Origin of the sequence: Streptomyces sp. CA2R106 (assembly GCF_037034245.1) — a bacterium.
Taxonomy (GTDB): Bacteria; Actinomycetota; Actinomycetes; order Streptomycetales; family Streptomycetaceae; genus Actinacidiphila.
Genome location: NZ_JBAGKC010000025.1, coordinates 68,887 through 93,535, shown reverse-complemented (window position 1 = coordinate 93,535; position 24,649 = coordinate 68,887). Strand labels below are relative to the sequence as shown.

General features: G+C 73.3%; 19 protein-coding genes. 16 read left to right on the top strand and 3 right to left on the bottom strand.

Features of this window, described 5'->3' with window-relative positions; genetic code table 11:
* Positions 1–28 precede the first annotated feature (28 nt).
* The 4 genes from WA788_RS27700 (at position 29) to WA788_RS27685 (ending at position 5,379) form a co-directional block, all read left to right on the top strand.
* Positions 29–1,327 carry an acylneuraminate cytidylyltransferase gene (locus WA788_RS27700; protein ID WP_335981785.1) on the top strand — a complete coding sequence of 433 codons (1,299 nt, stop codon included), beginning with the start codon at positions 29–31 and terminating at the stop codon, positions 1,325–1,327.
* 104 nt (positions 1,328–1,431) lie between these two features.
* Positions 1,432–2,376 carry an N-acetylneuraminate synthase family protein gene (locus tag WA788_RS27695; protein WP_335981783.1) on the top strand — a complete coding sequence of 315 codons (945 nt, stop codon included), beginning with the start codon at positions 1,432–1,434 and terminating at the stop codon, positions 2,374–2,376.
* 129 nt (positions 2,377–2,505) lie between these two features.
* The gene (locus tag WA788_RS27690) at positions 2,506–3,564 is read left to right on the top strand and encodes a hypothetical protein (protein WP_335981781.1); all 1,059 of its coding nucleotides are present in this window, start codon (positions 2,506–2,508) and stop codon (positions 3,562–3,564) included.
* Positions 3,565–3,864: 300 nt separating this feature from the next.
* Complete coding sequence (locus tag WA788_RS27685) at positions 3,865–5,379, top strand: glycosyltransferase (RefSeq protein WP_335981780.1); 1,515 nt, start codon at positions 3,865–3,867, stop codon at positions 5,377–5,379.
* 52 nt (positions 5,380–5,431) lie between these two features.
* On the opposite strand, the gene WA788_RS27680 is transcribed toward WA788_RS27685, so the two are convergent.
* The gene (locus WA788_RS27680) at positions 5,432–6,334 is read right to left on the bottom strand and encodes a DUF3152 domain-containing protein (protein ID WP_335981778.1); all 903 of its coding nucleotides are present in this window, start codon (positions 6,332–6,334) and stop codon (positions 5,432–5,434) included.
* Between the two features lie 277 nt (positions 6,335–6,611).
* On the opposite strand from WA788_RS27680, the gene WA788_RS27675 reads away from it, so the two are divergent.
* The 5 genes from WA788_RS27675 (at position 6,612) to WA788_RS27655 (ending at position 11,348) form a co-directional block, all read left to right on the top strand.
* The gene (locus WA788_RS27675) at positions 6,612–7,397 is read left to right on the top strand and encodes a response regulator transcription factor (RefSeq protein ID WP_335981776.1); all 786 of its coding nucleotides are present in this window, start codon (positions 6,612–6,614) and stop codon (positions 7,395–7,397) included.
* Positions 7,398–7,412: 15 nt separating this feature from the next.
* Complete coding sequence (locus WA788_RS27670; protein WP_335981774.1) at positions 7,413–8,906, top strand: HAMP domain-containing sensor histidine kinase; 1,494 nt, start codon at positions 7,413–7,415, stop codon at positions 8,904–8,906.
* Between the two features lie 23 nt (positions 8,907–8,929).
* A complete protein-coding gene (locus tag WA788_RS27665; protein ID WP_335981772.1) occupies positions 8,930–9,526 on the top strand; it encodes a GerMN domain-containing protein in 597 nt (198 codons plus the stop codon).
* A 65-nt stretch (positions 9,527–9,591) separates the two neighbouring features.
* Positions 9,592–10,113 (top strand): MarR family winged helix-turn-helix transcriptional regulator, encoded by a 522-nt coding sequence (locus WA788_RS27660; protein ID WP_335981770.1) that lies wholly within the window; start codon positions 9,592–9,594, stop codon positions 10,111–10,113.
* Positions 10,104–11,348 carry an MFS transporter gene (locus tag WA788_RS27655; RefSeq protein WP_335981768.1) on the top strand — a complete coding sequence of 415 codons (1,245 nt, stop codon included), beginning with the start codon at positions 10,104–10,106 and terminating at the stop codon, positions 11,346–11,348. The genes WA788_RS27660 and WA788_RS27655 overlap by 10 nt, the downstream gene beginning before the upstream one ends.
* A gap of 100 nt (positions 11,349–11,448) precedes the next feature.
* On the opposite strand, the gene WA788_RS27650 is transcribed toward WA788_RS27655, so the two are convergent.
* Together WA788_RS27650 and WA788_RS27645 are read right to left on the bottom strand one after the other, a co-directional pair.
* Positions 11,449–12,942 (bottom strand): carboxylesterase/lipase family protein, encoded by a 1,494-nt coding sequence (locus WA788_RS27650; protein ID WP_335981767.1) that lies wholly within the window; start codon positions 12,940–12,942, stop codon positions 11,449–11,451.
* Positions 12,943–13,176: 234 nt separating this feature from the next.
* Positions 13,177–14,157: an MBL fold metallo-hydrolase gene (locus tag WA788_RS27645; RefSeq protein ID WP_335981766.1), complete on the bottom strand. Its 981-nt coding sequence runs from the start codon at positions 14,155–14,157 to the stop codon at positions 13,177–13,179.
* Between the two features lie 193 nt (positions 14,158–14,350).
* Between WA788_RS27645 and WA788_RS27640 the strand changes: the two genes are divergently transcribed.
* From WA788_RS27640 to WA788_RS27610, 7 genes are all read left to right on the top strand, one after another.
* Entirely contained in the window at positions 14,351–17,179 is a 2,829-nt protein-coding gene (locus WA788_RS27640; RefSeq protein WP_335981764.1) for a helix-turn-helix transcriptional regulator, read from the top strand.
* Between the two features lie 369 nt (positions 17,180–17,548).
* Positions 17,549–18,703, top strand: a complete 1,155-nt coding sequence (locus tag WA788_RS27635) for a M20 family metallopeptidase (RefSeq protein ID WP_443034102.1) — start codon at positions 17,549–17,551, stop codon at positions 18,701–18,703.
* 154 nt (positions 18,704–18,857) lie between these two features.
* The gene (locus tag WA788_RS27630; protein ID WP_335981761.1) at positions 18,858–19,886 is read left to right on the top strand and encodes a BMP family lipoprotein; all 1,029 of its coding nucleotides are present in this window, start codon (positions 18,858–18,860) and stop codon (positions 19,884–19,886) included.
* Between the two features lie 275 nt (positions 19,887–20,161).
* Positions 20,162–21,778: an ABC transporter ATP-binding protein gene (locus WA788_RS27625; protein WP_435125570.1), complete on the top strand. Its 1,617-nt coding sequence runs from the start codon at positions 20,162–20,164 to the stop codon at positions 21,776–21,778.
* Positions 21,775–22,887 (top strand): ABC transporter permease, encoded by a 1,113-nt coding sequence (locus WA788_RS27620; protein ID WP_335981759.1) that lies wholly within the window; start codon positions 21,775–21,777, stop codon positions 22,885–22,887. Before WA788_RS27625 ends, WA788_RS27620 begins: the two co-directional genes overlap by 4 nt.
* A complete protein-coding gene (locus tag WA788_RS27615) occupies positions 22,884–24,167 on the top strand; it encodes an ABC transporter permease (protein WP_335981757.1) in 1,284 nt (427 codons plus the stop codon). Before WA788_RS27620 ends, WA788_RS27615 begins: the two co-directional genes overlap by 4 nt.
* Entirely contained in the window at positions 24,164–24,649 is a 486-nt protein-coding gene (locus tag WA788_RS27610) for a cytidine deaminase (RefSeq protein WP_335981756.1), read from the top strand. Before WA788_RS27615 ends, WA788_RS27610 begins: the two co-directional genes overlap by 4 nt.

Genomic DNA, 24,649 nt, shown 5'->3' with positions numbered 1-24,649 from the left:
GCACGACCCCCACGACAGGAGCCGCACGATGACCCAGACGATCACGTCCGCGGGGGAGCCGTCCCGCGCGTCGGCCGGCGAGGCGCGGGTCCTCGCCGTGATCCCCGCCCGCGGCGGCTCCAAGGGCGTGCCCGGCAAGAACGTGGCGACGGTCGGCGGGGTGCCGCTGGTGGCCCGCGCGGTGCGCGCCTGCGCCGCCGCCCGCCGGATCACCGCGACCGTGGTCTCCACCGACGACCCGGCGATCGCCGAGGTGGCCCGCTCGGCGGGCGCCGAGGTGGTGCTGCGCCCGGCGGCGATCGCCGGGGACACCGCGACCAGCGAGGCCGCGGTGCTGCACGCGATGGACGCCTACGAGGCGATGAGCGGCGCGGCCGCCGAGGTGGTGCTGCTCGTCCAGTGCACCAGCCCCTTCGTCACCGGCGAGGAACTGGACGGGGTGGTCGAGGCGATCACCGAGGGCGGAGCCGACACCGCGCACACCGTCGCGCCTTTCCACGGCTTCGTCTGGCGGGCCGACGGCCCGGACGCCGCCGAGGCGGCCGGCGGCTCGCACGGCTCGCACGGCGCCGAAGGCGCGGGCAGCGCCGACTTCCGCGGCAACGGCGTGGGCGTCAACCACGACAAGTCCACCCGCCCGCGCCGCCAGGACCGCCCGCAGGACCTGCTGGAGACCGGCGCCGCCTACGGCTTCCGCGCCGACGGCTTCCGGGCCGCCCGGCACCGCTTCTTCGGCCGCACCAGCCTGGTGTGGACCGACCCGGCCCGGGTGCTGGAGATCGACGAGCCCGCCGACCTGGAGCGGGCCCGCGCCCTCGCCCCGCTGCTCGACGCCGGAGTCACCACGCCCCGCCGCGACGACGTCGACGCGGTCGTCCTCGACTTCGACGGCACCCAGACCGACGACCGGGTGCTGATCGACGCCGACGGCCACGAGACGGTCAGCGTGCACCGCGGCGACGGCCTCGGCATCGCCGCGCTGCGCCGCGCGGGCGTCCCCGTGCTGATCCTGTCCACCGAGACCAACCCGGTGGTGGCCGCCCGCGCCCGCAAGCTCCAGGTGCCGGTGCTGCACGGCATCGACCGCAAGGACCTGGCGCTCAAGCAGTGGTGCGAGGAGCAGGGCATCGCCCCCGAGCGGGTGCTGTACGCGGGCAACGACGTCAACGACCTGCCGTGCTTCGGCCTCGTCGGCTGGCCGGTCGCCGTGGCCGGAGCCCACGACGTGGTGCGCGCCGCCGCCCGCGCGGTGACCACCCGGGACGGCGGCGACGGCGCGATCCGCGAGATCGCCGCCTGGCTGCTCGGCCCCACGCTCGCCCGCTGAGCCCGGCCGCCCCGAACTCCCCTCGCCTTTCCGGTTCCTGCGTCCCCCGGGCTTCCGGCCCGCGCCAACCCCCAGTCCCAACCCCCGTAGTGAAGGAACACGCCGTGACCACCACGCTCCCCGCCAACCTCCGCGCCGTCGGCTCCCGCCACATCGGCAACGGCCAGCCCGTGTACATCACCGGCGAGATCGGCATCAACCACAACGGCGACCTGGAGAACGCGTTCGCCCTGATCGACGCGGCCGTGGCCGCCGGCTGCGACGCGGTCAAGTTCCAGAAGCGCACCCCGGAGATCTGCACCCCGCGCGACCAGTGGGAGATCGAGCGCGACACCCCCTGGGGCCGGATGACGTACATCGACTACCGGCACCGCGTCGAGTTCGACGAGGACGGCTACCGGGCCATCGACGAGTACTGCCGCAAGCGGGGCATCGACTGGTTCGCCTCCCCGTGGGACGTGCCCTCGGTGGAGTTCCTGGAGAAGTTCAACGTGCCGGTGCACAAGGTCGCCTCGGCCTGCCTCACCGACGACGAGCTGCTGCGCGCGCTGCGCGCCACCGGCCGCACCGTGGTGCTGTCCACCGGCATGTCGACGCCGAAGCAGATCCGCCACGCGGTCGAGGTGCTCGGCAGCGACAACATCGTGCTCTGCCACGCCACGTCGACCTACCCGGCGAAGCACGAAGAGCTCAACCTGCGCATGATCAACACCCTCCAGTCCGAGTTCCCGAACGTCCCCGTCGGCTACTCCGGCCACGAGGTCGGCCTCCAGACCACGCTCGCCGCGGTCGCGCTCGGCGCGGTCTTCGTGGAGCGCCACATCACCCTCGACCGCGCCATGTGGGGCTCGGACCAGGCCGCTTCCGTCGAGACCCAGGGCCTGGAGCGCCTGGTGCGCGACATCCGCATCATCGAGACCTCGCTCGGCGACGGCGTGAAGAAGGTCTACGAGGGCGAGATCGGCCCGATGAAGAAGCTGCGCCGGGTGGCCGGCGTGGTGGCCGAGGCGGAGACCGAGGCGCAGCAGACGGCCGACGCGACGGTCTGACCGCTCCGCCCGGGCACCAACCCCATCGCCCGCGCCCGCGCGTGCGGCTCCCTCCGCGGAAGGAGCCGCACGCGGGCGCGGGCCGAGCTGACGGCGGACGCGTGCGGCCGCCCACCGAAAGGAAGCCGAATGGCCGACCGGCCCGCCCCACCGGGTGCCGTCGCGCTCGTCGAGTCGCCCGTGCAGCTGCTCAACGTGCTGGAGTGGGCCCACGTCCGGCCGCCGGCCGCACCGGGTGAGCAGGTCGCGCCGCTGACCGTGGTGGTGCTCTCGCCCGCCGACCCCACCAGCCGCGGCCAGTTGCGGCGGATGGCCGAACTCGCCCGGGACGAGGGCGCGTCGGTGCGGTGGTACGAGGCGCGCGGCGGCCGCGGCGGGCTGCTGCGGACCGCGTTCGCGCTGGCACCGACCCTGATACGGGTGAAGCGGCTGGTGATCGGCGACCCGTTCTCCCGGCTGGTGCAGGTGCTGCTGCCGCTGTGCCGGGCCAAGGACATCACCGTCGTCGACGACGGCACCGCGACCATGGAGTTCACCGAGATCCTGGCGCGGCGCGGGAAGCTGGTGCGCTGGCACCGCAGCGGGAAGCGGCGCTCCCCGGCGGACGTGGCGTTCGGCGTCTTCGCCCGCAGCGCGCGCCGCCGGCTCACCCCCCGGCGGCGCTCCCGGATCGAGCTGTTCAGCGCGATGCCGGCGACGCCGCCGCCCGGGATGGCGCTGCGCGCCAACCGGTTCGCCTGGACCCGGGGGCGGTTCGGGCCGCCGCGGACCCTCGCGGGCACCGACCTGATCGGCACCTCGCTGGTCGAGACCGGTGTCGTGGACCCCGACCGCTACCTCGCCGTCGTCCGCGGGCTCGCCGAACGCCACGGTGCCCGGCGGTACTTCGCGCACCGCCGGGAGGCCCCGGCGAAGCTCCACCGGCTCGCCGCGGAGACCGGGCTGGAGATCGTACGGCCGGACCTGCCGCTCGAACTCGTCGCCCGCCGCGGGCCGATCGGGCGCGCGGTGCTCTCCTTCCCCTCCACCGTCGTGCACACGTTGCCGCTGGCGCTGGCCGGCACCGGGGTGACGATCACCGTCTGCGACATCGACCAGGAGTGGCTCACCACCGCGGCTTCCCCCCGCGCCCACACCTTCCTCACCGACATCACCGACAAGGCCCGCACCCTCCACAACCTCACGTAAGCGGGGTGCCCCTGACCCCCCGGGGTGGTGTGTCCTGTCGGCTGAGGGACCACCCGCCGGTGGTGGGCTGTTCGCGCAGTTCCCCGCGCCCCTGTGTTGCTCGGCTCTTCCGCGAAAGAAGCTCGCGCCCGCAGGGGCGCGGGGAACTGCGCGACAAGCCACGACAGGCCGTCAGGTCCCGGCACTCAGCGGACGGGGCAGCCCGGAGGGAACCCCCCACCGGCAGGTGGTCCCGGAGCCGACAGCTCCAGGCAACCCGGAGGGTCGCGTTCGTTCACCTCCGTAGGGTCGGATACGGGAATGGCGGAGCCCTCAGCCCGGCCGACGCTGCGCGTGGCGATCGTGACGGATGGCGTACTGGACGGCGACTCCCGAGCCCTGCGCGTGGCCGCGGCGGCGAACTCCGCCGGGTACGCCGTCACCCTGGTCGGCGCCGGCCCGGCGGCGACCACCCGGCAGACCCAACCGGAGGTCACCGTCAGGGAAGTGGCCGCCGGCGCCGCGCTCGGCGCCCACCGCGAGCGCCGCCCGCGCCCGGGCCTGCGCTGGCCGCTGGCCTACCGCGCCGCGGAGTCCTATGAGCGCCGCACCGCCCTGCTGGCCGCGCACCGCCTGCTGGGCGCCACCCGGGCCGCCGAACTCGACGTGGTGCACCGCCCGTTGCCGCTCCAGGCGTTCGCCCGGGCCGGGCACGGCCTGACGTCGGCGCGGCTGGCGGTACGCGCCGGCTGGACCGGCCTGCGGGGAGCCCAGTACCGCGCCGCGGTGGAGCGCCGCCGCAGCCCCGACACCCGCCTCGACGACCTCGCCGCGGAACTCGCCCGCCTGCTCCTGGGCCGCCGCGCCTGGCGGCGGCTGGACCCGTCCCTGCTGGACGAGGAGGTCGCGTATGGGCCGGTGCTCGACGCGGTCCGCCCGCACCTGATCCACGCGCTGGGGCACCGCGCGCTGGCCCTGGCGATCCGGGCGGCGCTGCGCGCGGAGGGCGCGGGCCACCGGATCGAGGTGGTGTGGGACGCGCCGCCGCGCATCCCCGCCGCCACCCGCCGGGCGGCCGTCGCCGACGACGCGCTGCTGCGCTCGTACGCCCGCGAGGCCGACGGCGTGGTCACCGTCGGGGACCGCCTCGCCGGTGAACTGCTGGTCCGGCACAACCTGTCCACGCTGCCCACGGTGGTCCGCAACACCCCGCCGATGACCGCGCCGCCAGCCGGGCGCGACGACGGGGTGCGGGCCCGCTGCCGGCTCGGGCCGGACGTCCCGCTGCTGGTGCACACCGGCCCGGTCACCCCAGACCGCGGCCCGTCCACCGTGGTGGAGGCGCTGCCGAAGCTCTACGACCTGCACGCAGCCTTCGTCGTGCCCGACCCCGACCACCCGTACCTGGCCGAACTCCGCGACCGCGCCGCCCAGATCGGCGTGCACGCCCGGCTGCACGTGGTGCCGTACGTGCCGGTGCCCGAGGTGCCCGCGTTCCTGTCCTCGGCCGACATCGGGGTGCTGCCGGTGCACCAACTGCCGTACCACCAGACGGTGCTGGCCACCCGTTACTACGAATACGCCCACGCCAGGCTGCCGGTGGTGGTCTCCGACGTGCGGGCGATGTCCGCGGCCACCCTCGAGGCCGGCAACGGCGAGGTGTTCCGGGCCGGCGACACCGCCGACTTCGTCCGCGCGGTCGGCGCGGTGCTGACCAACCCGCGCCGCTACCGCAAGGCGTACGACAAGGTGGAGGTGCTGCGCCAGTGGTCCTGGCAGACCGAGTCGGCACCGCTGCTCGACCTGTACGCCCGGCTGCTCGGCCCCCTGCGCTGAGCGCCGGCGGGACTTTCCGCCAACTGCCGTGCCCGCAAAGGCGATCGGTCCGTCAGGCGACCGACGGGCCCTGGATGTAGCGGCCCTTGCTGTCGTACGGCCAGGCGTTGGCCTTGCAGCCGTGCAGCCCGTCGATCTGCTGCATCATCACCGGCGCGAGCTTGCCCGCGCCCGGGCAGCCCTCGTGGCCGTGGCCGATGCGGTGGCCGACCTCGTGGTTGATGATCAGCGCCCGGTAGTCCTCGATCGGCCCGGGGAACTGCGGTGAACCCAGCAGCCAGCGCTTGAGGTTGACCACCACCGTCGCGCCGACGTCGCAGTTGACCTCGCCGTGGGTGTGCAGGCCGGCGGCGCCGCAGATGGCGTCCACCGTGTCCGGGGTGGCGATCTTGATCACGAAGTCGGCGGGGCCGGACGAGACGAGCTGGAAGCCGTCCCGACCGTCCTTGGTCCAGCCGCGCGAGTCGGCCAGGATGTCCTGGATCTCCTTCGCCGCGGCCTGCGACGCGACCCCGGTGCCGCCCTCGACCTGCACCTCGTAGCGGCGGATATCACCGTGGCCGACCGCCTTCGCCGACGCGTCGGCCGTGGTGAAGCTGCCCGAGCCATGCGCCGGGACGCTCTGGGTGGTGGGGGCCTGCGACGTGGTCTTCGGGGCCGTGGTCTGAGGAGCCGAGGTCCTCGGTGCGGAGGTCTTCGGCGAGCCGGCCGCGGGCGCCGTGGCCCCGGCCGAGGGGGCACCGCTCCCGGCCGTACGGTCCGCGCCGCCATCGGCTGCCGCCGACGTGCCGGCGTGGGCCTGGCCGCCCGAGCGCACCGTGGCGAGCGTCACCCCGAGCAGCGCCAGGAAGACCAGTCCGAAGAGCAGATACGGGCCGCGACGGGCCGGTGCCCGCCTGCCCGCGCCCCTGCCCGCGGGTGCGGTCGCCCTCCGCCTGCGTGCCCTGGTGCCCATTCCATGTCCTCTCCGGTCTACGGCATGACGGCGCACCGGTGCCACGGCGGCGGGGGAGGGGGACCGGGCGGCCGCGTACGGTGCGTAACGGCTCCAGGCTCGTGCCCGGAGATGATGACCTCTGGCCCGCGCGGTCACGAAGCCGTAACAGTCGGCCTGATGTGCCTGCTGGGGGGCGGTGGGAGGGCCCGCGGCCCGTGTGACCGTTCTGCAACAGTTGCCCCGGGAGTGGTCCCGGCGTGCCGCTCGCCCGCAGGGCGACCACATACTGATGCGCGTGCCCCGCGTCCTGCTGATCGAAGACGACCCCGCCGTCCGGCGGGGCCTGGAAGTAGCGCTGCGGCACCGCGGGCACACCGTCGAGTCCGCGCCCACCGGGGAGGAGGGGCTCGACCTCCTGCGCCCCTACCGGCCGGACGTCGTGGTGCTCGACCTGATGCTGCCGGGCATCCGCGGGCTCGACGTCTGCCGGCGGATACGTGACCACCACCAGGTCCCGATCATCATCGTGACCGCCCGCGGCGACGACGTGGACGTGGTGGTCGGCCTGGAGGCGGGCGCCGACGACTACGTGGTCAAGCCGGTGCGGGCCGGCGTGCTGGAGGCGCGGATACGCGCGGTGCTGCGCCGCGCCGACCCCGACGCGGCCGGCCGCACCCGGCCGGCGCCGAGCACCTACGGCGACCTCGTGGTGGACCGCACCGCCATGGCCGTCACCTACCGCGGCCGGCCGGTGCCGCTCGCCCCCTCCGAACTGCGGCTGCTGCTGGCGCTGTCGGCGTCCCCGGGACGGGTGCTCAGCCGCCAGCAGCTGCTGGAACAGGTGTGGGAGCACAGCTACCACGGCGACGTGCGGCTGGTGGACGCGTGTGTGAAGCGGCTGCGCGGAAAGCTCGGCGGCAGCGGCAGCGGCAGCGGCAGCGGCGGACGCTCGGGGCCGGGCGCGCGTGCGGCATCCGGCCCGGCTGCCGGCGCCGCCTCCGACGACTCCCGCGCGTCCGGCGGGAGCCAGGACTGCATCGAGACGGTGCGCGGCTTCGGCTACCGCTTCCGCGCGGTGTGAGGTCGGCCGGACGCCATGGCCAGGATGCCCGGAGCCGTACGCAGCCTGCGTTTCCGCCTCGTCGCCGGCTTCGCCCTGATCGCGGCGGTCAGCGCGCTCGGCACCGGAGCCCTGACCTTCCGCGAGGCGCGCACCGGTGTGCTCCAGCAGAGCCAGGACACCGTCGTCAACCAGTTCCGCGACAGCGTGGACGCCCTGACCCCTGGCATCCCGTCCCGGCCCGGGCAGCAGGATCTGACCGCGCTGGTGGAGAACCTCGCCGCCACGCACCGCTCCCAGCACTGGCGGGTGCTGGCCACCTACGGCGGGCTGCGGGCCGGTTCGCAGCCCGGCGACCGCTTCCCCGAACTCACCGCGGAACTGCGGAAGTCGGTGCGCACCCGCAACGTCGCCGTCTTCCAGCGCGTGCACACCGGCGGCAGCTCCTCGCTGGTGGTCGGCCTGCCCGTCGTCTACGGCACCGGGGACGGCGGGCGGGTCGCGTCCGGGCTGGCCTGCTACCTCGTGGTGCCGCAGACCACCGAGCAGCGCTATGTCACCGCGCTGGTCGGGTCGGTCGAGCGCGCCGCGCTGCCGGCGCTGTGCCTGGCGGTGCTGCTCGCGCTGTTCGTCGCCCGCGGGGTGCTGCGTCCGGTGCGGGCGCTGCGCCAGGCCACCCGCCGGATGGCCGCGGGGCACCTCGACACCCGGCTCAGCGTCAACGGCTCGGACGAACTCGCCGACCTGTCGGCGGCGTTCAACGAGACGGCGGTGGCGCTGGAGCGCTCGGTGTCCGAGCTGCGCCGGATGGAGGCGCAGGCCCGGCGGTTCGCCGCGGACGTCTCGCACGAGCTGCGCACGCCGCTCGCCGCGATGTCTGCGGTCACCGACGTGCTGGACGAGGAGGCGGCGGGCCTGGAGCACGGCACCGCCGAGGCGGTGCGGCTGATCAGCGAGGAGACCGAGCGGCTGGTGCGGCTGGTGAACGACCTGATGGAGGTCTCCCGGTTCGACGCGGGCGCGGCCGAACTCCACCTCGACGAGATCGACCTGGCCGAGTCGGTGCGGCGCACGCTGGCCGCGCGCGGCTGGCAGGAACGCGTGGAGGTACGGCTGCCCGGGCCGGAGCAGCTGCGGCTGGCGGTGGACCCGCGGCGGTTCGACGTGGTGGTGGCGAACCTGGTCGGCAACGCGCTGCGGCACGGCGCCCCGCCCGTCAGCGTGACGCTGGCACGGCACGCGGAACCGCCCGGGGTGCGGCTGGTGGTGGCCGACGGCGGGCCCGGGATCGCGCCGGAGGCGCTGCCGCACGTCTTCGATCGGTTCTACAAGGCGAGTTCGGCGCGCACCCGGAGCGAGAGCAGCGGGCTCGGGCTGGCGATCACCGCGGAGAACGTGCGGTTGCACGGCGGGGCCGTCCGGGCGGAGAACGCGGCGGGCGGCGGCGCCGTCTTCACGGTGGAGCTGCCGGAGCTGCCGGAGCGGCCCGCGGGTGTGCCCGCGGGTGTGCCGGCGGGGGAGGACACGTGAGGGTACGGCGCGGGGCAGGAGGCGTGCGGGCGTGGCACGCCGGCGCGGCCGGTACGGCGGGCGCCGCCGCGCTGGCGCTGCTCGCCGGGTGCGGGGTGCCCACCACCGGCGTCATCGACGTGGGCGTGCCCGCGGACGCGCTGCCCAGCGGCCCGGCCGCGGTGCGCGTCGCGCTGGTCTACTTCCTCGACGCCGACGGCCGGCTCCAGGCGGCCGAGCACACGGTGCCGGACCAGGCGGAGCCGGAGGCGGCGGCGGTGGACCTGCTGCTGGCCGGGCCCGCCGCCGCCGGGCGCCCCGACCTCACCACGCACCTGCCCCGGTACTCGGTAGCCGCGCCGGTGAGCGTGCAGGGCCGTACGGTCACCGTGCGGCTGCCTTCCGCCGGGCCCCGGCTCGACGCGCTCGCGATGGAGCAACTGGCCTGCACCGCCGCCGAAGCGTGGCCCTCGGCGCTCCCCGCCGCCGCGACACTCCCGGGCGAGGTGTCCCCCGAACCCACCCGGCAGCCGGTCCGGATCGTCGTGACCGCCCCCGGCTGGCAGCTCACCCGCACCTCCCCCTCGTCCTGCCCGCGCCCCGCCACGCCGTCCCCCGCAGCCTCCGGCGGCGGGAGCTAGGAACCCGCCTCCGTCGCCCGGCCGCTCTTTGACAGTGCTTATATAAGTGCTGTTACATTCGTGGAATGGACGGCAAGGAGCAGGTGCCCGGGAGCGCGGCGGGTAGCGACCCCAGCGAGGAGGGGCTGTGGCGGCCGCTGTGGGTGCTGATGCGCGAGATGGACGACGACATCGCGCGGATCTACGCGGCGGCGGCGCTCGGCGAGATCAGGCCCACGCACGTGGGGGAGCTGCTGCGGCTGCACGCGCGCGGCCCCATGACGATCACCGAACTCGCCGCGTCCGTGGGCCTGACGCACTCCGCGGTCAGCCAGAAGGTCGCGGCGATGCGGACGGCCGGGCTGGTGCGGACCGTGCCGGGCGCGGACGCGCGGACGAAGAAGGTGACGCTGACCGCGAAGGCCAAGCGCTTGACGGGTCGGCTGGCGGCGGAGTGGCGGGCCACCGAGCGGGCGAGCGCCGAGCTGGAGGCGGAACTGCCGTACCCGCTCAGCCGCGTGGTCGAGGACATGCGCGCCGCGCTGGCCCGCCGCAGCTTTTACGACCGGATCGCCGCGCAGCTCGCACAGGACCCGGAATGGCAGTGAGGCACTTACTGGTCGACACCGCGCCGCTGCGCGCCTCCCCGGTCTTCCGGCGGCTGTGGACCGGGCGGGCGGTCTCCGGCTTCGGCGGGCAGATGACGCTCGTCGCCGTCATGTACCAGGTGTGGCAGACCACCGGCAGCACCGTGTGGAGCGGCACGGTCGGGCTGGCGCAGGCACTGCCGGTGGTCGTGCTCGGGCTGTGGGCCGGGTCGGTGGCGGACCGGGTGGACCGGCGGCGGCTGTGCCTGCTGGCGGCCGCCGGCCAGGCGGTGTGCTCGGCGCTGCTCGCCGTTCAGGGGCTCGCCGGGCCCGCTCCGGTCGCCGCCGTCCTCGGGCTGCTCGCCGTGCAGTCGTCCTTCGGCGCGTTCTCCGGGCCCGCCGCGGGGGCGTTCCTGCCGCAACTGCTGCCCAAGGAGTCGCTCGCCGCCGGGCTCGCGCTCAACCGGGTCGCCTTCCAGGCGCAGATGCTGGTCGGGCCCGCCCTCGGCGGGCTGGTGATCGGGGCGTGGGGCGTCGGCGGGTGCTACCTGGTCGACGCGGTCTCCTTCGCTGCCGGGCTGTACGGGCTGTACGGCCTGCCTCCCTCGCCCCGGGGTACGGCCGCGGGCGCCGGTGCCCCGGCCCGGCCCGGGCTGCGCGGAATCGCCGACGGCCTGGCGTTCCTCGCCCGCACCCCGGTGGTCCGCGCGGCCCTGCTCACGGATCTGGCCGCCACCGTGCTGTCCATGCCGATCAGCCTCTTCCCGCTGGTCAACGCCGAACGGTTCGGCGGGAGTCCGCGCACCCTCGGGTTGTTCCTCACCGCGATCGCGGTCGGCGGGATCGCGGCGTCGGTGCTGTCCGGGGCGTTCACGCGGCGGGCGCGGCCCGGGGCCGTCATGTTCTGCGGGTCCGCGCTGTGGGGGGTCGCGCTGATGGGCTTCGGGCTCGCGACGCGCCCCTGGGCGGCGCTCGGCTGCCTCGTGGTCGCCGGTGCGGCCGACACCGTGGCGGTGGTCTCGCGCGGGACGGTCGTACGGCTCCACACGCCGGACGCCCTGCTCGGACGGGTCGGTGCGGCCGAGCAGATCGTCGGGCAGGCCGGGCCCGACCTCGGGAACATGCGGGGCGGACTGGTCGCCGGCGCCTGGTCGGGCACGGCCGCCCTCGTCACCGGGGGTGCGCTGTGTGTGGCGGCGGTGGGGTGTATCGCCTGGGGAGGCCGTGAGCGGTCCCCCCGGGTTGCCACGTCTTGACCTACCCGGGACCGTCCGTGGACGACCCGCCGCCCGGCTCGGCCCCGAACCCCTACGCCAAGCCCACTGAACTGCTCAAACGCGCTCTGGGGCACACACATCAGCTCCACGCCTGTCGTTCGCGGCCGTGGGGGTCGTCGACTCGGGTCCACTCGGCATCGATGCGCATCGTGGCCCTGCGCTCGGTGTCGTAGGGGTCCCAGCCGGGGTCACCGGTCCTGGCGAACCGGACCCACGTTCGGTGTACGTCTGCCGCGAGATCCGCCGGGGGCCGGTCCGGGCCGAGGAGGGCGGCGGGGCCGTGCAGTCGGGGCAGGTGCGTGAGATCGAAGACGAAGGGCAACTCGACCGTGTGCGTGGCGCCGAACTCTCCGTCCAGGGCGTGCGAGCGCCAGGCGAACTCGTAGGCGAAGGTGGCGGACCCGGCCCGACCAGCATGGGCATCGGCCAGGGCCCGGCTGCCCACGCCGAACAAGGCGTCGCCCATGATGGCTGAGCGCAGCTCGCCGTAGGACGCGTCGGGACGCGTCGTGCGGTACGTCTCGATGAGCCGGGCCGGGTTCGGGTGCGAGCGCGCCGCCGTCTCCTCCAGATCCTTGGCGGTCGAGGAGGAGAACCTGTCCACGGGGACCAGGTAGAGGCGGCCTTCTTCGGCGTTGGTCCCGACGAGCAGGTCGACGTCGGACGATTGTCCGGCAGCGACGGATACGGCGGGCTGGGTGTCCAGGACCAGACCGAAGGGGGTGAGGCCGATCATCGGGTCGCGGTGGGTGGCGGTTTCCAATGCGATCCCGGCGAGCTTGGCGGCGGCGGCCACCAGACGCTCGTCCGGGATCTCCGCGAAGGCGTCCACGTGCGGCTTGATGCCGAGGGCCTCGGCGGCAGCGGCGGTGACGCGGGCGGCCTGTTCGGTGGTGAAGGCGCCCAGGCCGCTGCCGCTCTGCACGATCGCCCTGCGGAAGAGCCCTGCCGCCTCGGGGGCGGCGAGGACGCCGCCGACCATGGTCGCCCCGGCTGACTGGCCGAAGAGCGTGACGTTGTCCGGAGCACCGCCGAACGCGGCGATGTTCTCGTTCACCCAGTGCAGCGCGGCGACGACGTCCAGCAGGCCGCGGTTGGCGGGCGCCTCGGGCAGGTCGAGGAAACCGGCGATGCCGAGCCGGTAGTTGAGTGTGACAAGCACGACGCCGTCGCGGGCGAAGGCGCTTCCGTCGTACAAGGCGGACCGTGTCGAGCCGGCGACGAAGCCGCCACCGTGGACGAACACCATCACGGGAAGGCCGCCGCGCATGACAGCGGGCGTCCAGACGTTGACGGTGAGGTAGTCCTCGCCGCGGCTCCAACCGGTTCCGAAGTACGGGGACATGTCGATGCTGCCGAGCTTGCGCTCGGACTGCGGTGCGTTGGGGCCCGGCATGCGGGCGTCCCGCACGCCGTTCCATGACGTGTGCGGCTCGGGCGGTGCGAACCGGCCGCCGCCGTGGGGAGGAGCGGCGTAGGGGATGTTCAGGAATGCGGCGATGCCGTCGTGTAGGTGCAGACCGCGGATGGCCCCCTGTGTTGTGGTGACGACGGGATCGGGGCGGTGGCTCATCTCTCGTGTCCTTCTGCGGGCTTGGCCCTGCGGGTGTGCGGGCGAAGGGAGCCCCAGCGGACGATGGGCACGGGCACCGAGCCGAGGACCGTGTAGGCGAACGCGGTTCCGGGCTCGGCCTTCTGCACCTGTGATCGGCTGGCCCATTGGTTGCCGTCCCGCTGGTTGCGGCCCTGGAACCAGGCGCCTTCCCACAGCCCCGCGCCGTCGTCGTACGCAGGTCGGGCGTCGTGGTCAGGTCCGGGAGAAGGGCGCCCAGTTGGTGAGTTCGAAGCCGGAACCGCGCCGACGCAGTTCGAAGGCGCCGTGGCCTGGCAGGTGGGCCGGCAGAACGAGGGCGTTGTTGTCGGCGGCGTGGGCGAACATCCGCGCTCGGCTCGCGCGGGCGCCGTCCTCGTCCTCCTCGAAGCAGCTGTTGATGTGGGGCTCGTGCACCTGGATCGCGCCGTGCAGCAGGTCACCGGCGAAGACGGCGCGGTCTCCCGCGGACTCCAGGTGGATGATCGACGCGCCGGGGGTGTGCCCGGGGGCCAGCTCGAGGCGGAGGTTGGCGTCGATGGTGTACGACTCGTCCCAGACCTCTACCAGGCCGGCCTCGACGACCGGGTCGATGCTGTCCTCGTAGACGTTCTGGTTGCCCCGCCCGAACACCGTGTTGTGCAGGTTCTCGGGCTTCCAGTACTCGAAGTCGCGCTGCGGCATGAGGTAGGTGGCGTTCGGGAAGGTGGGCACCCAGTCCCTGCCCTCCAAGCGGGTGTTCCAGCCGACGTGGTCATCATGGAGATGGGTGTTGACGACGATGTCGACGTCCTCGGGCCGGATGCCGACCGCGGCGAGATTGGCCAGGTAGTCGGTGCGCAGATAGGACCAGATCGGCTGCAGTGGCCGGTACTTGTCGTTGCCGGCGCCCGTGTCGATGAGGATGATCCTGCCCTCGCTGCGCAGCACCCAGGACTGGGTGGCGGCGCGGGTGAGGTCGGTGGCCGGGTCCCAGTGGTGGGGCGCCAGCAGTTCGGTGTGGAGCTTCCACTCCTCGGGCTCGCTGTTGGGGAAGAAGACGTCCGTCGTCATCGGTGTCGTGTCGGAGAACTCGATGACGCGGTGGATCTGCACATCACCGAGTTCGATGGTGCTGACCGTCGGTTCGAGGGCGCCGTTCGCAGCGGCACCCTGCCCGTTCGCGGTGGCGGAGGGGGCGGGAGAGGTGAGGGACATGGCTTTCTCCTACGTCTGTTCGGACGGGTCCCAGCCTGGGACGGGCACCGGTGCCGGCGGTATCGCACACCTGACTGCACCTGCGCCCGCAGCCCCCGTCGTGGCGGAAAACGCCTGGTAACGTCGATGGAGCAGGCCGGACACCATCACCGGGCCACGGCCCCGCACCGCGCCCGCGACGTCTGGAGATCTGGTGGATGAGCACGCCACGGGAGCCACCGAACAGGACGACGCGCCCCACACGGAGTCCTCGGCTGTCAGGCAGGCGGAGCAGGACGAAATCCTCGCCGTTGTGGACGCGGCGCGCGGCACGGGCGGGGTACTGGTCATCATCGGGGCGCCCGGAGCGGGCAAGACCACCCTGGTCACTCGGGCCGCCGGGCGATTCGGGGCGTCAGGCGGGCGGGTGCTGCGCGCCGCCGGCGTCCCGTCCGAGACCGACCTGGCGTTCTCCGCCCTGCATCAGTTGCTGCGGCCGGTCCGCGAGGGCATCGACGGGCTGCCCCCCAGACAGCGCGACGCGCTGCGCACCGCGTTCGGACTGGGCGAGCGGAACGAGGCGCCTGACCCGATGCTCATCGGCATGGGCGTGCTCACCCTGCTGTCGGATCTCGCCGCCGACCACCCGGTACTGCTGGTGATGGACGACGCCCAGTGGACCGACGGCGCCTCGCTCGACGCCCTCTCCTTCGCTGCCCGGCGCCTGGCCGACGAGCCCGTGACGATGGTGCTGGCCACCCACGACGGTGTCCTGCCAGAACTCGTGCCGTGGCAGCAGGCCATCGACCTGCCTCCCCTGGACCGGGACGCGGCGCGGCTGCTGCTCGCCGGGCTGCCGGAGGAGACCGATCCGGCCACCCGCGAGCGGATCCTCGATCAAGGGGAGGGCAACCCCCTGGCGCTGGTGGAGCTTACGCGCGCCGCCGCGGAGCGCCCGTACCCTCTGAGCGACGCCGACGGCCCCCTGCCGGTCACCGACCGGCTGGAGCTCGTCTACGCGAAACGGCTGGCGGCCCTGCCCGACGCGACAAGGCGCGCGATCGTACGCCTGGCAACGGCGGACGCCGACGATCCGCCGCAGCCACTGCTGTCGTGGCTCCCGGGCATCGGAGATCCGGTGTGGGCCCCCGCCGAGAAGGCCGGGCTCGTACGCCGGTCCGGGGGACGGCTGGTCGCGGCCCACGCACTGGTGCGCCTCGCCGTCCACCAGGCCGCCCCCGCCGACGAGCGCCGCACCGCCCACCTGGAACTGGCCGGGCTGTACCGCGAGCGCGACCCCGACCGATACGCCTGGCACCTCGCAGCCGCCACGACCGGGCCGAGCGCGCGGGTGGCCACCGAGCTCGAGAACAGCGCCGACCGCGCGCGGCGCCGCAGCGGATACTCCGCCGCCACGCACCTGCTGGAGCGCGCCGCGCAACTGCACCCCGTCCAGGCCGAGCGCGCCCGGTTGCTCGTCACCGCCGCCCGTACGGCGGTCCTGACCGGCAAGCTGAGCACCGTCGAACGACTGGCTGCGCGGACCCGCGCCGACACGGACGACCCGACGGCCGCGGCGCTCGCCGCCGTGCAGGTCGGACGACTCATGGCCATGACCACCTCGCACAGCGCCGCGTTCGGGCAGCTCATACGCCCGGCCCGGATGCTCCTGGACACCGCCCCCGCCGCCGCTGTGGAGGCCGTGGCCGCGGCATCCGTAGTCGGTTTCTACTCGTCCGACCCGAGCCAACTGCGGGAAATCGAAGGGTTGTTGACGCACGCCGACGCCTCCGTCGCATCGGCGTCCACGCAGCCCGATGGCCTCACGCTCCCCGATCAGGGGACCTTGCTCGCCGATTGGGCCAGGACCGTCGCGCGTCCCGAGGCCGCCGAACCCGGTCTCCCGTCGCGGCTGCCCACCCTGGTCAAGGCCGTGGGCGATCAGCCCGACCTTCTCACCCTGCTGGCCATCGCCGCGTGGCTGATCGACGAGACGGACCTGGCCGCAGGAACCTTCGACACCGCATTCGCGTCCTGGGCCTCCAAGGGACCGGTCCCCAACGGCCTGAGCGGTACTGCCGCCCTCGCCTACCTCGACCAAGGCCGCTGGGCCCGCGCGCAGACGGCCTGCGCCGAACTCGCGGCCGTCGCGTCCGCCGCGGGCCTGGACCACGCCGCCGCATGCTCCGCGGCCACCGACGCCATGGTGCGCGCGCTGCGTGGCGACCTGGCCGGAGCCCGCGACCAGGCCCGGTACGCCCTGGAACTCGTCGACCCCGCGGAGAGCCGTGGGATCATGGTTCTCGCCCACCGTGCACTGGGCACCGCCGCCACCGCGGAGGGCGACCACGAGACGGCGTACCAGCACTACCGCGCCCTTTTCGACGGCCACGGCCATCCCACCCACTACCACCTCTCCTACCCGGCCCTGCCCCAACTCGCGTCGGCCGCGGCCCGCTGCGGCAGGAACGACGAGGCCGCCCTCGCCGTGGACGCAGCCGAGCGCTCTTTGAAGAGCGCGGGCAATCTCGCGCCGCGCAGGGCGGTCCTGGTCCAGCTGAGCCGGGCCATCCTCGCCACGCCCGACGAGGCCGAGCCGTACTTCACCCGGGCACTGACGGACCCGGTGCTCGGCCGCAGGCCACTGGAGCGGGCTCAGGCGCTGCTCGCGCACGGGGAGTGGCTGCGCCGGCGGCGCCGTATCGCAGAGGCGCGCCCGTCGCTGGCCGAGGCCGAAGCGACCTTCCGGCGACTGGGGGCCCGGCCCTGGACGGCGCGCGCGCAGGCTGAACTACGGGCAGCGGGAGCACAGACGAGCACAACCGAGCCGAACGCCTTCACCGCGCTCACGCCCCAGCAGCAGCAGATCGTGCGGCTGGCGGCAACCGGCCTGACCAACCGTGAGGTTGCGGAGAAGCTGTTCCTGTCCCCCCGAACGGTCGGCTCCCACCTCTACCGTGCCTTCCCCAAGTTGGGCATCACGGCCCGCTCCCAGTTGCGAGATGTCGTCGACGCCATCGAGGCCGACATCGCAGCGGGTTGATCAGCGACGCACCAAGCGCGGCCGGCTCCATCCCGGACACAGCGCGCCGGAGACGCCGCCTCCCCATGGGCCGGGCCCTGGCCCCTGCACCGTCGACGAGTAGGTGCTGGCCCGCACGGGGAGCGCGTTGGCTCGCTTCTGGGGCGGGGGTGCGGGAGTATGGAAGTGTTGGTGGCCTAGCCCCAAAAGGGAGGGCATACCCCAGAGGATGACCAGGTATGCGCCGATCGGGCGATTCTTTCTCCTCCCCGTGAGCACAACAGGACATCGTTTTTCTGATCACCCGATGAGGAGCAGGTCGTGGGGCATACCGTGACTTGGGTGAATGACTCACCCTCAGCACCGTCCGGCGCGCCGGAAGACGCCGCAGTGAGCGACGAGCTGCGCGCCGAACTGATCGCTTTCCGCCGCGACCTGCACCGCCACCCCGAGGTCAGCCGGCAGGAGTTCCGCACCACCGAACAGGTCAGGGCCCGCCTGGCGCAGGCCGGGCTGGAGCCGCGCGTGCTGCCGTCCGGCACCGGCCTGGTCTGCGACATCGGCTCGGCCGGCGACGGGCGGGGCCGGCTCGCGCTGCGCGCCGACCTCGACGCGCTGCCGGTGCCGGACCGCAAGGACGTCCCGTACCGCTCGACCGTGGAGGGCCAGGCCCACGCCTGCGGCCATGACGCGCACACCACGGTGGTGCTCGGCGCGGGGCTGGTACTCGCCGAGCTGGACCGGCTCGGCCGGCTGCCGCGCCCGGTGCGGCTGCTGTTCCAGCCGGCCGAGGAGGTGATGCCGGGCGGCGCGCTGGACGCGATCAAGGCGGACGTGCTCGACGGTGTCGAGCGCATCCTCGCGCTGCACTGCGACCCGAAGGTGGAGGTCGGCCGGATCGGCCTGCGGGTCGGCCCGATCACCTCGGCCGCGGACAGGCTGAAGCTGGTGCTGGACGGCCCCGGCGGCCACAGCGCGCGGCCGCACCTGACCACGGACCTGGTGATGGCCGCGGCGAAGCTCGCCGCCGAGGTGCCGGCCGCGCTGTCCCGCCGGGTGGACCCGCGCGCGGGGCTGAGCATCGTGTGGGGCCGGATGGAGGCCGGGCACGCGGCGAACGTCATCCCGCAGCACGCCGAACTCGAGGGCACCGTCCGCTGCCTGGAGCTGGGCGCCTGGCACGACGCCCCGGACCTGGTGCACGAGGTGGTCGACCAGATCGCCGCGATGTACCGGGCCAAGTGCGAGATCGCCTACCAGCGCGGGGTGCCGCCGGTGGTCAACGAGGCGGAGTCGGTGGAGCTGCTGCGCGAGGCGATGACGCGCCGGTTCGGCGCGCACACCGTGGAGGACACCGAACAGAGCCTCGGCGGCGAGGACTTCTCCTGGTACCTGGAGCAGGTGCCGGGCGCGCTGGCGCGGCTGGGGGTGCGCCCGGTCGGCGACCGCACCGCACGCGATCTGCACCAGGGCGACTTCGACATCGACGAGGGCGCGATCGCGGTCGGCGTGGAGCTCTTCACCGCCGCTGCGCTGCTGTCCTGACTGGGGGTGAAGCCCCGGCTACCGGGGCTTCACCAGGTCGAAATGCGTCGATCCGATAACGGGTCTTCATGCGGTCTTTACCTGTCATCTACGCGCGTTAAGCTCCGGCTTAGCCAGCGCCGGACGGGGCGCTTTCGAACTGAAGGGGACCCTCTTGCGCCGGGTATCCAAGATCGCTGCCGCGGGTGTCGCCTCCGCGGCCCTCGCGCTGACCGCGACCGCGTGCGGCAGCAGCTCCACCGACAGCGGTGGCAAGGACAAGGGCGTCGGTATGGCGTACGACGTCGGCGGTCGTGGCGACCACTCCTTCAACGACTCCGCGGCCCGCGGCATGGACAAGGCCACGAAGGAGTTCAAGCTCGGCGAGAAGGAGCAGACCGCCAGCCAGGACGAGACCGAGTCCGACCGCGAGGAGCGGCTGGACCAGCTTGCCGGAGCAGGCTACAACCCGGTGATCGCGGTGGGCTACACCTACGGTGACGCGGTCAAGGCGATAGCCAAGAAGTACCCCAAGACCACCTTCGCCATCGTCGACTCCGTGGTGGACGCGAGCAACGTCGACAGCATGACCTTCGCCACCGAGCAGAGCTCGTACCTGGCGGGCGTCGTCGCCGCGCTGAAGACCAAGACCGGCAAGGTCGGCTTCATCGGCGGTGTGCACAACACGCTGATCGGCACCTTCCAGGCCGGCTTCGACCAGGGCGTCAAGGCCACCAAGCCCTCCGTCCAGATCACCGACCAGTACCTGTACGAGACCGACTCCAAGGGCTTCGCCGACCCGGCCGCCGCCACCGGCAAGGCCAAGGGCATGCTCGACAAGGGCGTCGACGTCATCTACACCGCGGCGGGCCTGTCCGGCGACGGCTCGATCCAGACGGTCGCCGGCAAGGCGGGCGCCTGGGCGATCGGTGTCGACTCCGACCAGTACCAGGACCCGGCGCTGGCGAAGTACAACAAGCAGATCCTCACCTCGGCGGTGAAGAACGTCGACGTGGCCGTCTACGACCTGATCAAGTCGGTGCACGACGGCAAGCCGAAGACCGGCACCAACACGTACGACCTGGCCAACGGCGGTGTCTCGCTGGCGACTTCGGGCGGCTTCATCAGCGACATCCAGTCGCAGCTCGACGCGGCCAAGCAGAAGATCATCTCGGGGGCGATCAAGGTCAAGTCCACTCCGTGACCCGCACCGGGTGAACCGGTAGCGCACGGCGGGACCGCAGGACCGCACCACGGAGGCTCGGCAGGGGGGGCTGCTCCGGCACCCCCTTCGCCGGGCCTTCCCCGTGCCGCGGCCCGCGGGACCGGGTGGATTTGCGCGCCTGTGTCCGCACCGGGGCGCCCACTGCCGGGTCCCGCACGGTGAATCGGCACCGCAACGCGCGTAGATTCACCTTCGCGCGATACCTTCACCCCCACGTTCCGCCCGCCCGAGCCTTTCCCCGAGGGGAGTGCGCCATCAACGCGTCCACGAGTCCACCCGCGCCGACCCCGCCGCAACCGCCGCAACCCGGCAGCGCGGCAGCGGTCGAACTGCGCGGCATCACCAAGCGCTTCCCCGGGGTCGTCGCCAACCACGACATCGACATCACCGTGCGGCGCGGCACCGTGCACGCCCTCGTGGGTGAGAACGGCGCCGGCAAGTCGACTCTGATGAAGATCCTCTACGGCATGCAGAAGCCGGACGAGGGCACCATCGCGATCGACGGCGAGCAGGTCTCCTTCGGCGACCCGGGCGACGCGATCGCCCGCGGCATCGGCATGGTGCACCAGCACTTCATGCTCGCCGACAACCTGACCGTGCTGGAGAACATCGTGCTGGGCAGCGAGAAGCTGCACGGCATCGGCGGCCGGGCCCGGGCGAAGATCGTCGAGATATCCGACGCGTACGGCCTCGGGGTGCGGCCCGACGTCCTCGTGGAGGACCTGGGCGTGGCCGACCGCCAGCGGGTGGAGATCCTCAAGGTCCTCTACCGCGGCGCCCGCATCCTCATCCTCGACGAGCCCACCGCGGTCCTGGTGCCGCAGGAGGTCGACGCGCTCTTCGAGAACCTGCGCGGGCTGAAGTCCCAGGGCCTGACGGTCATCTTCATCTCGCACAAGCTCGGCGAGGTGCTCTCGGTCGCCGACGACATCACCGTCATCCGGCGCGGCACCACCGTGGGCAGCGCGGACCCCGCGCACACCACCGCCAAGCAGCTCGCCGAGCTGATGGTCGGCAGCGAACTCCCGTCGCCGGAGACCCGCGAGTCCACCGTCACCGACGAGCCGATGCTCACCGTCACCGGGCTGCGGCTGGCCGCGGTGGACCCGGAGGGCGTCGAGCGGATCGTGCTGGACGACGTGTCCTTCACCATCCACAAGGGCGAGGTCCTCGGCATCGCGGGCGTGGAGGGCAACGGCCAGGCCGAACTGGTGGAGGCGATCATCGGCACCCGCCCGCCGGACAGCGGCTCGCTGAGTCTGGACGGCCGGGACATCACCGCCGACCCCACCCGGCGCCGCCGGGAGGACGGCATCGGCTACATCCCCGAGGACCGGCACCGGCACGCCCTGCTGCTGGAGGCGCCGCTGTGGGAGAACCGCATCCTCGGCCACGTCACCGAGCAGCCCAACAGCCGCGGCTTCCTGATCGACCCGGCCGCCGCCCGCCGCGACACCGAGCGGATCGTCCGCGAGTACGACGTGCGCACCCCCGGCATCGAGGTCACCGCCGCGTCGCTGTCCGGCGGCAACCAGCAGAAGCTGATCGTCGGCCGCGAGATGAGCCACCTGCCGAAGCTGCTGATCGCCGCGCACCCGACCCGGGGCGTGGACGTCGGCGCGCAGGCGCAGATCTGGGACCAGATCCGGGCCGCGCGCCGCGAGGGCCTGGCGGTGCTGCTGATCTCCGCGGACCTGGACGAGCTGATCGGCCTGTCCGACACGCTGCGGGTGATGTTCCGGGGCGGGCTGGTCGCGGACGCCGACCCGTCGACGATCACCCCGGAGCAGCTGGGCTCGGCGATGACCGGCGCCGCGTCCGGGCACCTCGAACGGCAGATCGGCAAGCAGGCCGGGGGAGAGGACCGATGAGGAAGTTCGACAAGGACCGCGCCCTGCTGGGGATCGCGGCGCCGGTGCTGGCCGTGGTCAGCGCGCTGGTGGTCACCGCGCTGGTGCTGCTGGCCACCGGCAAGGAGCCGTTCCACGCGTTCAACGTGATGCTCACCTACGGCGGCAAGTCCGACAGCCAGGTCTACATCCTCAACAAGGCCACCACGTACTACCTGGCGGGCCTGGCGGTCGCGGTCGGCTTCCGGATGAACCTGTTCAACATCGGCGTGGACGGGCAGTACCGGCTCGCGGCGTTCTTCGCCGCCGTGGTCGGCGGCGCGCTGTCCATCCCGGGTGTCGTCGAGGTGCCCGTGATCATCCTGACCGCGATGGCGGTCGGCGCGGCATGGGCGGCGATCGCCGGGGTGCTGAAGGTGACCCGCGGGGTCAGCGAGGTCATCTCCACGATCATGCTGAACTCGATCGCGGGCATCGTGATCGGCTACTTCCTGCAAGGCGGCCGGCTCGGCGTGCTCGACAAGGACGCCAACATGGTGTCCACCAAGCCGATCCCGACCTCCAGCCACCTGTTCAGCTTCAAGACGTCTACCGACCCGGTCTTCGGCTTCATCGTCTTCGCGGTGCTGGCCGGCGTCGTCTACTGGTTCCTGCTCTCCCGCACCCGCTTCGGCTTCGACCTGCGCGCGGTCGGCCGCTCGGAGTCCGCGGCCGAGGCGAGCGGAGTCAGCGTCAAGCGGATGGTCATCACCAGCATGCTGATCTCCGGCGCCATGGCGGGCCTGGTCGGCATGCCGACGCTGCTCAACCAGTCCTACGACTACGGCACCGACTTCCCGACCGGGATCGGCTTCACCGGCATCGCGGTCGCGCTGCTGGGCCGGAACAACCCGATCGGCGTCGCGGTCGGCGCGCTGCTGTGGGCGTTCCTCGAACGCTCCTCGGCGGGCCTGGAGTTCCAGGGGTACGACAAGGAGATCGTCGGTGTGATCCAGGGCGTGATCGTGCTCGCCGTGGTCGTCGCCTACGAACTGGTGCGCCGCTACGGCCTCACGCGGCAGCAGCGCCAGGTCGGCGCGGAACTCGCCGCGGCCGGTCAGGGCACGGAGAAGAAGGAGGTCGCGGCATGAGTGCCACCACGACTCAGACGCCGCCCTCGCGTGTCGGCGCCGGGCTCAAGAAGGGCGGGCGGGTCAAGCTCACCCTCCCGGTGGTCCTGCTGATCATCGCGGGCGCCCTGATCGCGGTCTCCGCGGTGCGGGCGATCACCGGCGCGGAGGACGTCACCTCCTCCGGGCAGGTCGCGGGCGCGCTGGCCAGCGCGGTGCCGATCGGCCTGGCGGGCCTGGCCGGCCTGTGGTCGGAGCGGGCCGGCGTGGTCAACATCGGCCTCGAGGGCATGATGATCCTCGGCACGTTCTTCGGCGCGTGGGCCGGCTGGCAGACCAACGCGTGGGTCGCGGTGCTGGCCGGGGTGCTCGGCGGCGCGCTGGGCGGCCTGGTGCACGCGATCGTCACCGTCACCTTCGGCGTGGACCACATCGTCGCCGGTGTGGCGATGAACATCCTGGCCGCGGGCGTCACCTCCTACCTCGCCAAGCGCTGGTTCAACGTCGGCGAGGCGGCCCGCAAGGGCGGCACCCCCAAGCAGTCGCCGCAGTTGGACAACGCGAAGCAGTTCACCGTGCCGGGCCTGTCGCACTGGCTGGACAGCGTGGAGAAGCACCACTGGTTCCTCGTCTCCGACCTGGCCGGGATGGTCGGCGGCCTGGTCACCGACATCTCCGCGATCACGCTGCTGGCGATCGTGCTGTTCGTGGCGACCTTCTTCATCCTGTGGCGCACCCCGTTCGGGCTGCGGCTGCGCTCCTGCGGCGAGAACCCGGTGGCGGCCGAGTCGCTGGGCGTCAACGTCTACACGTACAAGTACGCCGCGGTGATCATCTCCGGCGCGCTCGCCGGGCTCGGCGGGGTCTTCCTCGCCATGAGCACGCACTTCTACCTCGAAGGGCAGACCGGCGGCCGCGGCTACATCGGCCTGGCCGCGATGATCTTCGGCAACTGGCGGCCGGGCGGCCTGGCCATGGGCGCCGGGCTCTTCGGCTACGCCGACAGCCTCCAGCTGCGCAACGGCGGCCCGTCCGTGCACGCCCTGCTGCTGCTGATCGCGGTGCTGCTGCTGGCGATGGCGGTGTGGAAGTTCTACCGCGGCGCGCGGATCGGCGCGGCCGTGGCGCTGGGCTTCGCGGTGCTGCTGGCAGTCTGGTACATGCTGACCGACTCGGTGCCCGACGAGATCGTGGAGGGCACGCCGTACGTCGTGACGCTGCTGGTGATGGGCCTGTCGGCGCAGCGGCTGCGGATGCCGAAGGCGGACGGCCTGCCGTACCGGAAGGGGCAGAGCGGATGACGGACGACACCGGGGGACCGGGCGGGCGGCAAGCCGGCGGCGGTACGGGGCCGCGGCCGGCGGCCGGCCCGGCCCCGGTGGCCGCGGCCGGGCCGGACGTGGACTGGCCGGGGCTGCGCGCCGCCGCCCGGGAGGCGATGACCCGGGCGTACGCGCCCTACTCGGGCTTCCCGGTCGGCGCGGCCGCCCTCACCGACGACGGCCGGACCGTGGTCGGCTGCAACGTGGAGAACGCCGCCTACGGGGTCGCGCTGTGCGCGGAGTGCGGGCTCGTCTCCGCGCTGCACGCCTCCGGCGGCGGCCGGCTGGTCGCGTTCGCCTGCTCCGACCTGCGCGGCAACCCGCTGATGCCGTGCGGCCGGTGCCGCCAGCTGCTGTGGGAGCACGGCGGCCCCGACCTGCTCGTCGACACCCCGCGCGGGGTGCGGCCGATGAGCGATGTGCTGCCCGACGCCTTCGGGCCCGAAGACCTCGACCGCTAG

Coding starts and splice junctions, on each gene's coding strand:
- WA788_RS27690 (WP_335981781.1), top strand. CDS start 2,506: ATGGCCGACCGGCCCGCCCCACCGGGTGCCGTCGCGCTCGTCGAGTCG.
- WA788_RS27680 (WP_335981778.1), bottom strand. CDS start 6,334: ATGGGCACCAGGGCACGCAGGCGGAGGGCGACCGCACCCGCGGGCAGG.
- WA788_RS27620 (WP_335981759.1), top strand. CDS start 21,775: ATGAGGAAGTTCGACAAGGACCGCGCCCTGCTGGGGATCGCGGCGCCG.
- WA788_RS27700 (WP_335981785.1), top strand. CDS start 29: ATGACCCAGACGATCACGTCCGCGGGGGAGCCGTCCCGCGCGTCGGCC.
- WA788_RS27645 (WP_335981766.1), bottom strand. CDS start 14,157: ATGTCCCTCACCTCTCCCGCCCCCTCCGCCACCGCGAACGGGCAGGGT.
- WA788_RS27685 (WP_335981780.1), top strand. CDS start 3,865: ATGGCGGAGCCCTCAGCCCGGCCGACGCTGCGCGTGGCGATCGTGACG.
- WA788_RS27610 (WP_335981756.1), top strand. CDS start 24,164: ATGACGGACGACACCGGGGGACCGGGCGGGCGGCAAGCCGGCGGCGGT.
- WA788_RS27670 (WP_335981774.1), top strand. CDS start 7,413: ATGGCCAGGATGCCCGGAGCCGTACGCAGCCTGCGTTTCCGCCTCGTC.
- WA788_RS27615 (WP_335981757.1), top strand. CDS start 22,884: ATGAGTGCCACCACGACTCAGACGCCGCCCTCGCGTGTCGGCGCCGGG.
- WA788_RS27660 (WP_335981770.1), top strand. CDS start 9,592: ATGGACGGCAAGGAGCAGGTGCCCGGGAGCGCGGCGGGTAGCGACCCC.
- WA788_RS27650 (WP_335981767.1), bottom strand. CDS start 12,942: ATGAGCCACCGCCCCGATCCCGTCGTCACCACAACACAGGGGGCCATC.
- WA788_RS27655 (WP_335981768.1), top strand. CDS start 10,104: ATGGCAGTGAGGCACTTACTGGTCGACACCGCGCCGCTGCGCGCCTCC.